General features: G+C 61.1%; 12 protein-coding genes. 8 read left to right on the plus strand and 4 right to left on the minus strand.

Going from position 1 to position 13,887, the window contains the following annotated elements:
• Positions 1-7 precede the first annotated feature (7 nt).
• From GTW23_RS06170 to GTW23_RS06195, 6 genes are all read left to right on the plus strand, one after another.
• Positions 8-565, plus strand: coding sequence for a thioredoxin family protein (locus tag GTW23_RS06170; protein ID WP_252915091.1), 558 nt, complete (start codon positions 8-10; stop codon positions 563-565).
• A complete protein-coding gene (gph, locus tag GTW23_RS06175) occupies positions 562-1,284 on the plus strand; it encodes a phosphoglycolate phosphatase (protein WP_252915092.1) in 723 nt (240 codons plus the stop codon). The genes GTW23_RS06170 and gph overlap by 4 nt, the downstream gene beginning before the upstream one ends.
• 107 nt (positions 1,285-1,391) lie before the next feature.
• Entirely contained in the window at positions 1,392-2,063 is a 672-nt protein-coding gene (locus GTW23_RS06180) for a phosphoribosyltransferase (RefSeq protein ID WP_252915093.1), read from the plus strand.
• A 263-nt stretch (positions 2,064-2,326) separates the two neighbouring features.
• Complete coding sequence (locus GTW23_RS06185; protein ID WP_193217225.1) at positions 2,327-2,992, plus strand: Crp/Fnr family transcriptional regulator; 666 nt, start codon at positions 2,327-2,329, stop codon at positions 2,990-2,992.
• 154 nt (positions 2,993-3,146) lie between these two features.
• Positions 3,147-4,352, plus strand: a complete 1,206-nt coding sequence (locus GTW23_RS06190; RefSeq protein ID WP_252915094.1) for an arginine deiminase family protein — start codon at positions 3,147-3,149, stop codon at positions 4,350-4,352.
• A gap of 150 nt (positions 4,353-4,502) precedes the next feature.
• Positions 4,503-6,521, plus strand: a complete 2,019-nt coding sequence (locus GTW23_RS06195) for a CocE/NonD family hydrolase (protein WP_252915095.1) — start codon at positions 4,503-4,505, stop codon at positions 6,519-6,521.
• Between the two features lie 23 nt (positions 6,522-6,544).
• Here GTW23_RS06195 and GTW23_RS06200 read toward each other — a convergent pair whose 3' ends face one another.
• Positions 6,545-7,507 (minus strand): alpha/beta hydrolase, encoded by a 963-nt coding sequence (locus GTW23_RS06200; protein ID WP_152008278.1) that lies wholly within the window; start codon positions 7,505-7,507, stop codon positions 6,545-6,547.
• Between the two features lie 71 nt (positions 7,508-7,578).
• Here GTW23_RS06200 and GTW23_RS06205 point away from each other — a divergent pair, with 71 nt between their 5' ends.
• Entirely contained in the window at positions 7,579-8,298 is a 720-nt protein-coding gene (locus tag GTW23_RS06205; protein WP_152008279.1) for an HAD family hydrolase, read from the plus strand.
• Between the two features lie 18 nt (positions 8,299-8,316).
• Here GTW23_RS06205 and GTW23_RS06210 read toward each other — a convergent pair whose 3' ends face one another.
• From GTW23_RS06210 to GTW23_RS06220, 3 genes are read right to left on the minus strand one after another with little or no spacing between them, the layout of a single operon-like run.
• Positions 8,317-9,936 (minus strand): ABC transporter ATP-binding protein, encoded by a 1,620-nt coding sequence (locus GTW23_RS06210; protein WP_152008280.1) that lies wholly within the window; start codon positions 9,934-9,936, stop codon positions 8,317-8,319.
• Complete coding sequence (locus tag GTW23_RS06215) at positions 9,933-10,847, minus strand: ABC transporter permease (RefSeq protein WP_152008281.1); 915 nt, start codon at positions 10,845-10,847, stop codon at positions 9,933-9,935. The genes GTW23_RS06210 and GTW23_RS06215 overlap by 4 nt, the downstream gene beginning before the upstream one ends.
• Positions 10,844-11,824, minus strand: a complete 981-nt coding sequence (locus tag GTW23_RS06220) for an ABC transporter permease (RefSeq protein ID WP_152008282.1) — start codon at positions 11,822-11,824, stop codon at positions 10,844-10,846. The genes GTW23_RS06215 and GTW23_RS06220 overlap by 4 nt, the downstream gene beginning before the upstream one ends.
• Before the next feature lie 422 nt (positions 11,825-12,246).
• Here GTW23_RS06220 and GTW23_RS06225 point away from each other — a divergent pair, with 422 nt between their 5' ends.
• The gene (locus GTW23_RS06225; protein WP_152008283.1) at positions 12,247-13,854 is read left to right on the plus strand and encodes an ABC transporter substrate-binding protein; all 1,608 of its coding nucleotides are present in this window, start codon (positions 12,247-12,249) and stop codon (positions 13,852-13,854) included.
• Positions 13,855-13,887 lie beyond the last annotated feature (33 nt).

Raw genomic sequence — 13,887 nt, forward strand, 5'->3', positions numbered from 1 at the left:
ACGTCCAATGGCCGCAATTCCCCCCTTGTGTGATTTTGGATGGAAACCGAGTGACGCCCGATTGATCGGCGTCGACGGACAGGCCCGTAATGTTCTTGATCAGGCCGGTGAGAATGGGCTGGTGGTGGCCTTCATCTGCAACCATTGCCCCTACGTCAAGGCGGTGATCGACCGGATCGTGCGCGACGCCGAGGACCTGGCCGACATCGGCATCGGCTTCGTGGCGATCTCGTCCAATGACGTCGAGGCCTATCCCGAAGATTCATTTGAAAACATGAAGCTCTTTGCCGGAGCGCATCGATTTTCGTTCCCGTATCTCTATGATGAAGACCAGTCCGTGGCGCTTGCCTGGGGTGCGGTCTGCACGCCGGATTTTTTCGGCTTCAATGCCCAGATGGAACTGCAATATCGCGGGCGGCTCGACGCGTCGCGCAAGCAGTCCGGACCTGAGGATCTCAGGCGTGACCTCTACGAGGCGATGCGCCATGTGGCGGAGACCGGCAAGGGGCCGGACGACCAGATCGCCTCGATGGGGTGTTCGATCAAGTGGAAGGAAAATGCGTGAGTGATGCGTCGGTTAACAAGAGTGTCCCGTCCGGCTGGCCCGAGGCAATCCTTTTCGATCTGGATGGAACGCTGATCGATTCCGTGCCCGATATTGCCGCTGCGGTGAATGAGCTGCTGTCGGGCGATGACCTGCCGGTGGTCAGCGTGGACGCGGTTCGCGGCATGATCGGCAACGGGGTCAAGAAGCTTGTAGAGCGGGCCTATGCATCGGTAGGGACGCAGTATGAAGGCGATGCGCTGAATGCTGCAACCGACCGGATGATGGGGATCTACGGCAAGCACCTGACCCGGCACACGGTCGCCATGCCAGGCGCGGTGGAACTGATTTCGAGCTATCATCGGGCAGGCGTCAGGATTGGGGTGGTCACCAACAAGCCGGAAGCCTTTACCCACGAAATCCTGAGGCATTTCGGGATCGACGGGCAGGTGGATGTGGTGGTCGGCGGCGATACCGGGCCGGCGCGCAAGCCCGAGCCCGACATGCTGCATCACGCACTTTCGGTTATGGGAGTTGCGGCCAGCCGAGCCTTGATGGTGGGCGACAGTCCGGCCGACATCGGCGCGGCAAAGGCCGCCAACATGGCTAGCGTGGCGGTGCATGGCGGCTACACCAATGTGCCCGCCGACGAACTCGGTGCGGACCGAGTGATTTCCAGCCTGCTCGATCTTCCTGCCGCAATCGAAGCGCTCAGGCCGGCCGCGCTTGCACAGGGCTGATTTTGGGGCGGGCTGCCATTGCGGTCTTGATGGCGGTCAATGGCGGAACGATCTGATGCGCTATCCTGCCACGGTTGATGCTCGACTTCACGCGTGGGGAGAAGGCGATGTTTGCGGACCGAAACGACGCCGGTCAGAAACTTGCCCGGGAGCTCGCCCGGCAATTGTCCGGTTTCGACCACAAGATGGCGCTCGTGGTGGCGCTGCCGAGTGGCGGGGTGCCGGTGGCTGAGCAGGTTGCCGAGGCACTGGATCTGCCGCTCGATATTCTGCTGGTGCGAAAGGTCGGTGCGCCGGGATATCCGGAGGTCGCCATTGGTGCGATCAGCGATGGTGAGACGATGCAAGTGACGATCAACCGGGAGATTTGTGACCAACTCGGGCTCGATGAAGAAGAGGTTCGCGATCTGGCGCGGGAGGTCCTGCCCGAGCTTGAGCGCCGGAAGCGGCTTTACTTCGCGGTCCGACCGACCCTTGCAGTCAAAGGCAGACCGGTGATCGTCGTTGACGATGGCGCTGCCACAGGAGCCACATTGCGCATCGCCCTCCGGGTGTTGCGCGAACGCGGCGCCATGCGGTTGATCGTTGCACTGCCGGTGGCGCCAGTCGATGTTCTGGAGAAGTTGCATGCACTGGCCGAGGATGTGATTTGTCTGGAAATTCCGTCTTCCTTTCGGGCCGTTGGGGCGCATTACCGGGATTTCCGGCAGGTCGACGATCAGGAGGTGGTTCGAATTCTCGAACAAGCGAATGGCGCCTGTGATCATCGCTTACACTGATCGGCGTAGTCGCGACGGCGGTTTTTCAATCAAAGGTCGCACGGGTTAGTCCTTGACGCCTTACCGGCAGTGCGATTGACTGCGCCGCGAACCCCAGGTGGCCCGGTGTTTCTTCATGCGATCAGGCCGCCTGTGGACCTGGGCCCCGGTCGAGCAGGAATGTGCATATGGACAATGCCGTTGATCTTGCCTGTTCGTGCGGCAAATGCACGAATTGCCCGATTCACAACCGGTCTGTCTGCAGCGCTGCGTCAGCAGACGCGATGGCGCAACTCAACCGCATATCGCATGTCCGCAAGTTTGTGCGCGGCACCGTCATCCAGGGGCAGGGAGAGGTCAGCGACATTGTCGGCAATATCGTCGAGGGTGTTGTCAAACTCTCGAGTGCATCGGCCAGTGGCGACGACCATATTGTCGGGCTTCTGTTTCCATCGGACTTTTTCGGGCGCCTTTTTGCCGAGGAATCGCAATTCTCCTACGAGGCGGTTACAGATGTGACGCTGTGCGCCATGAACCGTTCCGGCTTCGAGCGGTTTCTCGCGGACCATCCCACCGTTGAACACGAGATGCTCAAGGCCAAGCTCGACGAACTCGATGCGGTCCGGGAGTGGGCTGCGATCACCAATGGTCACACCACGATGCAACGCGTGGCAACACTGCTCTATGTGTTCTCGCGACGGTCGAGAAACCAGCATCGGGAAGGCGGCGATGCATCGCCATCGGTCGTGCATATCCCGCTGAGCCGCAGGGATATCGCCGATTATCTCGGAACGACACCCGAGACGCTCAGTCGCAACATACAGACCCTGGCGCGGGCAAAGGTAATCCGCATCATCAATGCCAAGCATTTCGAACTGATTGACGCCAACGCGCTCATCAGCCACTCGGGCGAAACCCGGGAAGATCTCAACCGGATCGCCTCTTACTGAGCGATACGGATCGAATGTGGCGCGGTTCCGCGCGCTTGCCGTCAAGCATGGACAGGCGAGGTTCCCGCATTGACGAACGTCAATGTGCGGGTATCGCTTTAGACGGAGCATGGTTTCATCAACCAGCGCCAATGCGCCTGGAGGTGGGAAAATCATGACCCGTTCCGGCACACCAGTTTCCGTCATCAATGATATCGGCGTTCTGCGCGACGTTCTGGTCCAGGGACCGATGTGCAGCCCTGAAGCCGGCATGGGCTGGGGCGGTGAAAGAGGAGTGGATCCGGCTTCACGGCAACATCAGCGAATGGTGCGGGAACTGGAAGCAGCGGGCGTGTCCGTCAGGCGCATGGATGTGCTCCTGCGCTCGGCCCTGGGCTTTGCGGATGCACGGGACTGGATTCTCGAGCGGCGGATGACCGGAGCCGATCATGAACTGGGCAATGCGGGTTGCGATATCATCTCGTGGCTGAGCGAGCAGCCTGCCGAAACACTCACGCGTTGTCTCATGGAGGGGATGAAGACGGGCGATCTGCCTTCGGGATTTGAGCGTGTGGGTCCAAGCTTTGACGAGAATTCCCACTGGTTGCTGCCGCCACTCGACGGGGTCATGCATTTGCGCGAACGGTTCCGCGTGATTGATGGCGGAGTGGTGCTTGCCCAACCGAAAGGGCGGAGCGCCAGAGCCAATACGATCACCCTTGCGACCGTGCTCAACTTCGCGCCGCTGTTTGACCAGTCCCGGTTCGAGTTCTGGCTGAGCGCCGATGGGGCCGACCGGTCGTGCCCGCCGGTCAGTGGCAATGACATCGCCATGCCAGGTGACAGGATCTGGGTCGGAGCGATCACAGCCAACACAAGCGTGCAGGCGCTGTCGCTGTTGGCAGCATCGCTGTTTCGCCAGGACTGCAGTGGCGCCGTGTTCTGGCTTGATCTGACCGGGACGGATTGCGCGTGTCTCGATGACTGTTTTTTGCCGCTCAGCCGCGATTGCATGCTGGTCGACGAGAACCTGCTTGGCCGTGCGAACTCGTTTCTGGTCCGATCGGCCAATCCCGGCGCGCCGCTCGGGATCGAACCTTGCAGATTGCCGTTCCTCGACGCGCTGGCGCAGGGATTGGGCGTCAAGGAACTGGACCTTATTGACGTCCGGCATCAGCAGCCTCCTGTATCGCAGGGGCTGAGGCGGCTTGCGCCAATTGTCCTGTCTCCGGGCCGCATCATCGCCTTTGAGGAGCATCAAGACGCATTTCGCGTGCTTGAGCAGCATGGTATCGAGATCGTTGCCGCGATTTCCGGCGGTGCGCTTTCACCCGAAGGAAAAGGCCCGCGCGGGCTGGTAAGCCCGCTGCATGCCACCTGACAATGCACCGGTGCTGAAAGGAGCAGGCGGAGCAGTTTTGCGTACCTCCATCGGTTCAATCCGTTTTCCACAATCTGCCGCCAAGGCCATTGCGCAGCGCGGTTCCGGCATGACAGGTTCGAGCCTGTTCAACTGTCGGGGAGACATGTCATGGTGTCATTCATGCCGGAGACCGAAACCGGGTTTGCGCGCGAGATCATCGAGATCGAGGACCAGTCGATCGAGATGCCCGACGGCTGCCGGTTGTCGGCCCGGATCTGGATGCCGAAAGATGCGGAAGACGACCCGGTTCCGGTCATTCTGGAGCATCTTCCTTACCGCAAACGCGACGGCACGATCGTTCGTGACAGCCTGACCCATCCATGGATGGCGGGACAGGGCTATGCCTGTATCCGGCTCGACATGCGCGGCAACGGCGATTCCGAAGGCGTGATGGAAGATGAATACACGCCGCAGGAATTGCAGGATGCCTGCGACGTGATCGCATGGGCGGTGAGCCAGCCCTGGTGCTCGGGGACCGCCGGGATGATGGGAATTTCCTGGGGCGGCTTCAATTCGCTGCAGGTTGCGGCACTGAGGCCTCCGGCGCTGAAGGCGATCATCACCATCTGCTCGACGGCCGACCGCTTTGCCGATGACATCCATTTCAAGGGTGGCTGCCTGCTGGGCGAGAATTTCGGCTGGGCGGCCAACATGCTGTCCTATTCGTCGCGACCGCCGGACCCGCTGCTGATGGGGCCGGGGTGGCGCGAAATGTGGCTCAACCGTTTGCGGGAAATGCCGTTCCTGGCGCGGGAATGGATCTCGCGGCAGACGCGGGACGACTACTGGAAACATGGCTCGATCTGCGAGGATTATGCTGCAATCGAGGCGGCGGTGCTGTCGATTGGCGGCTGGCATGACGGTTACCGCAACACGATCTCGAACCTCGTGGAGAATCTCGAGGCCCCGGTCAAGGGCATCGTCGGTCCGTGGATCCACAAGTATCCCCACTACGCCGGACCCGAGCCGCGCATCGGTTTCCTGCAGGAAGCCAGACGCTGGTGGGACCATTGGCTCAAGGGCATCGACAATGGCGCAGAAAACCTGCCGGCCTACCGGGCCTGGCTGATGGACAGCATCGCGCCGGAGCGCTGGGTGGATGAACGGCCGGGACGATGGATTGCCGAAGCCGAATGGCCGGCGGCGGGGATCGTTTCGAAAGAGTTTGCTCTCGGTGACGGCAGCCTCGGGCAGGGCGCCATAAGCAAGGCTGTTGCAATCTGCTCACCGGTGGATTGTGGCAGCCAGACGGGCGAGTATTTCCCGTTCGCCTATGGGCCGGAACTGCCCGATGAACAAACAGCGGATGATCTGAGATCCGCGTGCTTCGACGGCGCTGTGCTTGAGGAGACGCTCGACATCGTCGGCGTGCCCCGGCTTGTGATCCGCGCCAGGTCCGACAAGCCGTTGGCGCAAGTGGCGGTGCGGCTTTGCGACCTGCGTCCGGACGGGACATCGGCGCTGATCACCATGGGCGTTCTCAATCTCACGCACCGGACCTCCGCCGAGGCACCGGAACGGCTGACTCCGGGTGAGACTTTCGAGGCGACCGTAACGCTCGACCAGATCGCCTACCGCTTGCCTGCCGGGCACCGGTTGCGGATCGCGGTTTCGACCAGCTACTGGCCGTTCATCTGGCCCGCGCCGGAAAACGCAACGATAACTCTTGAAGCGGGGATGCTTGAACTTCCCTGCCGCAGCGTGCTGGCCGAGAGGGATGAATGCAGCTTTGAAAAGCCGGTTGGCGCCGAACCCTGGCGGCATGAGAACCTGCGGCCGTCCGCCTCGACGCGGACCACCGAGATCGATCCCGAGACCGGTGTTATCACCACGTCTATCCTCAACGATGCGGGGGAGAACAGGGATCTGCAGCATGGTCTGATCTCCGGCAGCAAGACGCATGAGCGCTGGTCGATCCAGCCGGACGACCCGCTGTCGGCAACGGCGCATATCCGCTGGGAGCAGACCGGGGGACGCGACAGCTGGTGGACCAGGACGATCGCGGAAATGGAGATGCGCTGCGACAGCGACTGGTTCCACATAACCGGCAGGCTGACGGCGACGGAGAACGACACCGTGATGTTCGACAAGGAATGGAACGAACGGATCCCACGCCGGTTTGTCTAAGCCGGCAGCGCCGTCGACCGTGCTCAATAGGCCCATTCGCTCGCGGCGAGTGCCTTCAAGCCCGTTATCATCCGGTCGAAACTGTCTCGGGCGCGGCCGACCGAGTGCCGGGCGCGCAGGTAGCCATGGACGAGCCCGGTCTCTTCAAAGCAGATCGCCTTGCCTCCAGCTGCGGTCAGGCGGTTGCAATAGTCGGGGCCATCGCCTGCCAGCGGATCGCATTCAGCGGTGAAGACCAGGGTTGGCGGCATTGCGGTGAAATCGGCCGCGGCGAGCGGGGTGAAGCGGGGATCTCCGGTCGGAGAAGAACCGCCCGAACGCAACTCGTCATAATAGAGCATGTCGGCGGTGGTCAGCATGGGCGCGTTCATGTGGGTGACAAAGCTGCCCCTGGATGTATCCGCGCCCAGTGCCGGGTAGATCAGGAGCTGTCCGGCGGGAACATGCGCTTCACCGCGCGTCGCCCAAGAGACCGCAGCAGCCAGATTGCCGCCGGCGCTGTCACCGGCGAGGATCACGGGATGGCGACGGTTACGGGCAATGAACCGGAATGCAGCCAGTGAATCCTCGAACTGGGCCGGATGCAGGTGTTCGGGCGCCAGGCGGTAGTCGACGGCCACGACTTCATATCCGGTGCGGTCACAGATTTCGGCGCAGATGCTGTCATGGCTCTCCAACCCGCCAAGGATGAAGCCGCCGCCATGAAGATACAGCACGGTTGCTTGCGGAGTGGCGCTGGCCGGCCTGTATTCGCGTACGAAGATTGGCGAGACCGCCCCCGGGAGGGAATGATCGCGAACCGATACGCCGGAGGGACGGCCCGCATCGAAGGCCTTGCACAGCGCGTCGTAGACGTCGCGCTGGCCCTGATAATCGAGGCTGGTCGCGTTTTCGGGGTAGAAGGCGACCGATTTGTCGACGAAGGCCCAGGTCTCTTCGTCAAGCAAGCTGTCGTATGGGGCTGGGCGCAAGGATGTGTCCTTCATGTTCGAGATCACCTTGGTGTTGACGTACATGCAATCGCGAGGCACTGCTCGTGTCAAACAGGAAAAGCATCATGACATTCAAACTGGGACACGAGATCAAGGCAATCCTGTTCGACAAGGATGGCACACTGGTCGATTTTGACCGGACCTGGGCCGATACCAACCGCAAGGGCGCGCTGATTGCGGCCGACGGCGACCCAGCGCTGGCTGAACGCCTGCTTGTCGAATGCGGCATGGATCCGGTGTCCGGCAAGACCAGGGCAGACAGCATGTTTGCTGCCGCCAATGCCAGGGAAATCGCCGCGCACATGGTTGTACACGGCAGCCCCTTCGAGCCCGAAGAGCTGATGCAGCTTCTCGACAAGACCTTTGTCGAGGGCGCGGAATCGCCCTGGCCGATCTGCGATCTCAAAGCATTGATGCAAAGCCTCGCCGGTTCCGGCATGGCAATCGGGATTGCCTCGAGCGACGGGGAGGCCAGCATCCGGCGCACCGTCGACGTGCTTGATCTGACCTCCGAAGTTGGGTTTATCGCGGGCTATGACAGCGGCCATGGGCCGAAACCCGAACCGGGCATGCTGCTGGCCTTTGCCATGCATCTGGGCTTGCATCCTTCCCAGATCGCCATGGTTGGCGACAACGGCCATGACATGGAGATGGCGCGGGCTGCCGCCGCGGGTGCCGCCATCGGGGTGCTCTCGGGAACCGGCACACGCCAGACCCTCGAGGCGCTGGCGGATGTTCTGATCGGGTCGGTTGCCGATCTTCCTGCACTTATGGCAGCACGCTAAACCACGTGCTCAAGCGAATCAGGTGTTGCGATCTGCCAGAAGATTGGTGAGCCAGTCGGGATCCATTTCCGGGACCGAAGACAGCAGGAGTTCGGTGTAGTCCGGAAACGGCGGCGCGAGGATTTCGCTCTTGAGCCCCTGTTCGACCACCTTGCCCTGCAGCATCACCACGATCTCGTCGGAAATCGCCTTCACCGTGGCAATGTCATGGGTGATGAAGAGATAGGTGATGTTGTACTGCTTTTGCAGCCGCAACAGCAGTTGCAGAATGCCTTCCTGAACGATCTGATCGAGCGCGGAGGTGACTTCGTCGCAGATGATGACTTCCGGGTTTGCAGCAAGTGCACGGGCAATGCAGATGCGCTGTTTCTGTCCGCCGGACAGTTCCGAAGGCAGCCGGTCCATGAAACTGTCGTCCAGTTCGATCATCTCCAGCAGTTTGATCACCCTGGCTTCGCGAGCCTTGCCGGTGAGCCCGAGATAGAATTCGAGCGGCCGTCCGATGATTTCCTCGACGGTCTGCCGCGGGTTCATGGCCGTATCCGCCATCTGGTAGATCATCTGGATCTTCTGCAACTGGTCCTTGCTGCGGTCCTTGAGTGCCGCGGGCAAGGGTTCGCCGTTGAAGACGACTTCTCCGGCCGATGGTGGCAGCAGTCCTGTAATCACCCGCGCGGTTGTCGATTTGCCCGATCCGGATTCGCCGACCACAGCAACGGTTCGCCCGCGCGGGATCGAAATGTTGACGTCGTGCAATACCTTGACCGGGCCGTAGGCCGCGTCGACGTGATTGATCGAGAGAACGATGTCCTCTCCCTTGACTTCCGGCTTTTCCAGCGCCCGCACAGACCATAGCGATTTTGTGTAGGCTTCTTCGGGCTGGGTCAGCATCTTGCGGGTGGGTGCCTGCTCGACCTCCTCGCCGTAGCGCAACACCTTGATGAAATCAGCCATCTGGGCAACCACGGCAAGGTCGTGGGTGATGTAGATTGCCGCAGTGTTGAACTCCTCAACGATGTTGCGCATCGCCGAGAGCACTTCGACCTGGGTGGTCACATCAAGGGCGGTGGTCGGTTCGTCGAATATGATCAGGTCGGGGCGCGGCGACATCGCCATGGCCGTCATGACCCGCTGCAGCTGACCCCCGGAAACCTGGTGCGGATAACGGCTGCCGATGGTCTCGGGATTGGGCAATTGCAGGGCCCTGAACAGCTCGACCGCGTCGGTGCGCGAGTCCGCGTCGGGCCTGATCCCGCGCCGGTTGGCCGCTTCCACGGTCTGGTCGATCAGGCGATGGGCGGGATTGAAGGAGGCTGCGGCCGATTGGGCGACATAGGCGATGCGCGTGCCCCAGAGCCTGCGCTTTTCCCTGTCGCTGGCTTTTGCCAGATCGATGCCGTCAAACAGGATCGAACCGCCGGTCAGCTTGCAGCCGGGTTGGGTGTAGCCCATCGCGGCCTTGCCAAGCGTCGATTTTCCGGCCCCCGATTCGCCGATCAGTCCCATGATCTCGCCGCGGCGAAGGGTCAGGTCGACGCCCTTGATGATGGGATGCCACTGCTCGTCGGAAAAGCCATCGATGCGGATGTCGCGCATCTTGAGCAGAATGTCATGATTGGGTTCGTGGTTGTCGGTCATTCGCGAAGCCCGCTGGTTTTCTGCAGGAACCAGTCAACGATGAAGTTGACGGCCACGGTGAGCAGCGCGATGGCGGCTGCCGGCAGCAGTGGCGTGATGGCTGCTGTCATGTCGTATTTTGCAAACTGGATCAGCGAGGCATTGGCGCGGACCATGGACCCCCAATCCGCGGTCGGCGGCTGAATGCCGACGCCGAGAAACGACAGCGCCGCGATGGTGAGGAACACGAAGCAGAAGCGCAGGCCGAATTCCGCGACCAGCGGGGGCATGATGTTGGGCAGGATTTCCCGCCGCATCACCCAGCCCAGGCCTTCGCCGCGCAGGCGCGCGGCCTCGACATAGTCCATCACCGCGACGTTGACGGCGACGGAGCGGGTGAGGCGGAAGACGCGGGTGGAATCGAGAACCGCGATGATCAGGATTAGGCTGGTGATGGTCGAGCCGAAGATCGACAGCAGCATCAGCGCGAAGATCAGGCTGGGGATGGCCATCAGCACGTCAACGAACCGGCTGAGCCCCTGATCGAGCCAGCTGCGGTTGATCGCCGCCACAAGACCAAGGCCGCCGCCGATAAGGAACGACAGGAAGGTGGTGGCCAGCGCAATGCCCATGGTGTTGCGGGCGCCATAGATCAGCCGCGTGAGCACGTCACGGCCGATCTGGTCGGTTCCGAAGATGAACTCATCGCTCCAGGGGGCGAAGGGAACCGGATGGATCTCCGCCTCGCCATAGGGGGCGATGACATCGGCAAAAATGGCCACGAGGATGTAAAGCGCGACCACGATCATGCCGAACCAGGCGCTGGGCGGGGCCGATTTCATCAGCAAGCTGAACCGCTCAAGACGGGTGCGGCGCTTTCTGACCGCACCGACTTCGGCAGCGGCGGCGTAGGTTTCGGGCTGCTCGCTCATCTGGGGTGCAACAATCGCGGGTTGGTGACGATGCCGATGATGTCGGCGGTCAGGTTCAGGAGGATATAGGTCGCCGCAAAAATCAGCGCACAGGCCTGCACCACTGGAATGTCGCGGCTGGTCACGGCGTCGACCATCAACTGGCCTATGCCCGGATAGACGAAGACCACTTCAACCACGACCACGCCCACCACCAGGTAGGCGAGGTTGAAGGCAATCACGGTGGCGATCGGTGCCCAGGCGTTAGGCAGGGCATGCTTGAGAATGATTTCGGACCGTGAAGCACCTTTCAGCCTTGCCATTTCGATATAGGGGCTGGCCAGCAGGTTGATGATGGCGGCACGGGTCATGCGCATCATGTGTGCGACAATCACCAGCGTCAGCGTCAGCGCCGGAAGCGCAACCCGGTATAGCCTTTCGCCCAAGGCGGTGGAGGCATCGATATTGGCAAGCGAGGGAAACACGGGCCATAGAGAGGCGAAGAACAGGATCAGGATATAGGCAACGAAGAATTCCGGTGTCGAGATGGTCGTCAGCGTCGCGGCATTGACAACACGGTCATAGGCGGTGTTGCGGTAAAGCGCGGCTGTCAGGCCAAGGAAAAGAGCCAGCGGAACCGCGATCAGGGCCGTGACCCCTGCCAGGAACAAGGTGTTCCAAAGGCGCGGCATGACAAGATCGACCACCTGGCGCGAGCGGTCCTGTCCGGATGCGTTGCGGCCTGAAAAGGACGTTCCGAAATCGCCCTGAAGTACGGAGCCGACCCATTCGAAGTAACGGACGGGCGCGGGCTTGTCCAAGCCCAGTTCCTTGCGGAATGCGGTCACGGTTTCCTTGGTTGCGGCCTGGCCGAGCACGGCTTCGCTGAAATCGCCGGGCAGCATTGAAATCGAACTGAATATGATGGCTGAAACGACGAAAAGCGTGGCGATGCCCAGCCCCAGTCGTTTCAGTATGGTCGACAGCACTGCATTCAAGTGCGCTTTCCTTCCCCGAATTTCCGATGGTCTTGTTGCCATCTCGTGAAAGCGACCGGAGTGATGAGCCCCCCTCCGGCCAGCCTTGGTTCACATTGTTGTCCAGTGCAGGGCAGTTGTAAACCGGGTCATGGGTTTATGCCGGTGTTACACGCAACCAAGCGGTCGAAACGTGCCACCGGGAGAGCCCGCATAGCGTGTATCGGGTGCGTTGCTTCGCCATGCGTATTTCCGATGGAGTTGGTTAAGTGCGTCTTTGCCCTACATTTTCCGGTGTCGATGGGGTATAGCAAACTATCACCGAGGCTTGCTGCTCAGTTGACAATCCGGTGCAGCAGGGGAGGATAGGCAAAACCTCAGTGGCGGGGCGATCTGTGCCACGCCGCCAATCAAAAATTATGGGAACCAAACGGAGACGTACCATGAAAGAAGAGTATCTGAAAAAACAGGCCCGCTGGCTCAGCGAAGGTCAGATTGGCCGCCGGCAGTTCATCAGGGCCGCCATTGCAGCCGGCCTTGCTGTTCCTTCGGCGCTTACGCTTGCGACCGACGTGCTGGCTGCGACGCCGAAGAAGGGTGGCAAGATTCGCATGGGTTCGTCCTATGGCTCGACCACGGATGCTCTGGATGCAGGCACGTCGGAAAACGGCATGACGCAGGCTATTGTCTATGCGCGCGGCAACCATCTCACGGAAGTCAACAATGACGGCACGCTGATCCCTGAACTCGCATCGGGCTTCGAACCCTCGAACGGTGCGAAAACCTGGGCATTCGACCTGCGGCAGGGCGTCGAGTTCCACAATGGCAAGACAATGACCGCCGACGATGTGATCGCGACGTTTAATTATCATCGCGACGAAAACTCGAAGTCCGCCGCCAAGGGGCTGCTTTCGGCGATCAAGGAGATCAAGAAGGACGGCGACAACCGGGTGATCTTCGAACTCGACGGTGGCAATGCCGACTTCCCCTACATCGTCTCCGACTATCACATCATGATCATGCCATCGGTAGACGGCGCGATCTCTGATCCGAACAGCCCGGTGGGAACCGGCGGCTACATTGTAGAGAGCTACGAGCCGGGCGTGCGGATCCAGATGAAGCGCAACCCGAACTACTTCAAGGAAGGCCGTGCCCATTTCGATGAAGTCGAGATGATCACCCTGTCCGACACTACAGCCCGCCAGAACGCGATCATGAACGGCGACGTCGATTTCATCGACAATGTCGACCCGAAGACCGTGACCCTGCTTGGGCGGGTGCCGACGCTCGATATCCTCAAGACCACCGGCACGCAGCACTACACTTTCCCGATGCGGGTGAATTCTGCCCCGTTTGACAATTACGACCTGCGCATGGCGCTCAAGTACGCGATCAAGCGCCAGGAACTGGTCGACAAGATCCTGCTTGGCAACGGTGAACCCGGCAATGACGTGCCGGTTAATGCCTCGATGCCGTTCTTCAACACCGAGTTGCCGGTGCACGAGTTCGACGCTGAAAAGGCCGCGTTCCATTACAAGAAGTCGGGCCATTCCGGTGCGATCCAGCTCTCGGTCTCCGATGCCGCCTTCCCGGGCGCCGTCGATGCGGCCCAGCTGGTTGCAGCCTCGGCAAAGGAAGCCGGGATCGACATCGAACTGGTGCGCGAGCCGAGCGACGGCTACTGGTCCAATGTGTGGAACAAGAAGCCCTGGTGCGCCTGCTACTGGGGCGGTCGCCCGACCCAGGACTGGATGTATTCGGCAGCCTACACATCGGATACCGAGTGGAACGACACCGCTTGGAAAACCGGCGAGTCGGCCGAGAAGTTCAACGAGCTGGTGGTTATGGCCCGCTCCGAAACCGACCAAGCCACGCGCAAGGAGCAGTACTGGGAAGCCCAGAAGCTGCTGCAGGATGATGGCGGTGCCATCGTCGGCATGTGGGCGAGCTTCATCCACGCCCATGGCAAGGGCCTTGCCCATGATGATGCCGTGGCAGCCAACTGGCAGAGCGATGGCAACAAGGTTGCCGAGCGCTGGTGGTTTGCCTGATCCCAGGCGTCACCTGACAAAGATGCAAACGGC

The organism is Parahoeflea alexandrii, assembly GCF_024105735.1.
In the GTDB taxonomy this organism is placed as follows: Bacteria; Pseudomonadota; Alphaproteobacteria; order Rhizobiales; family Rhizobiaceae; genus Hoeflea; species Hoeflea alexandrii.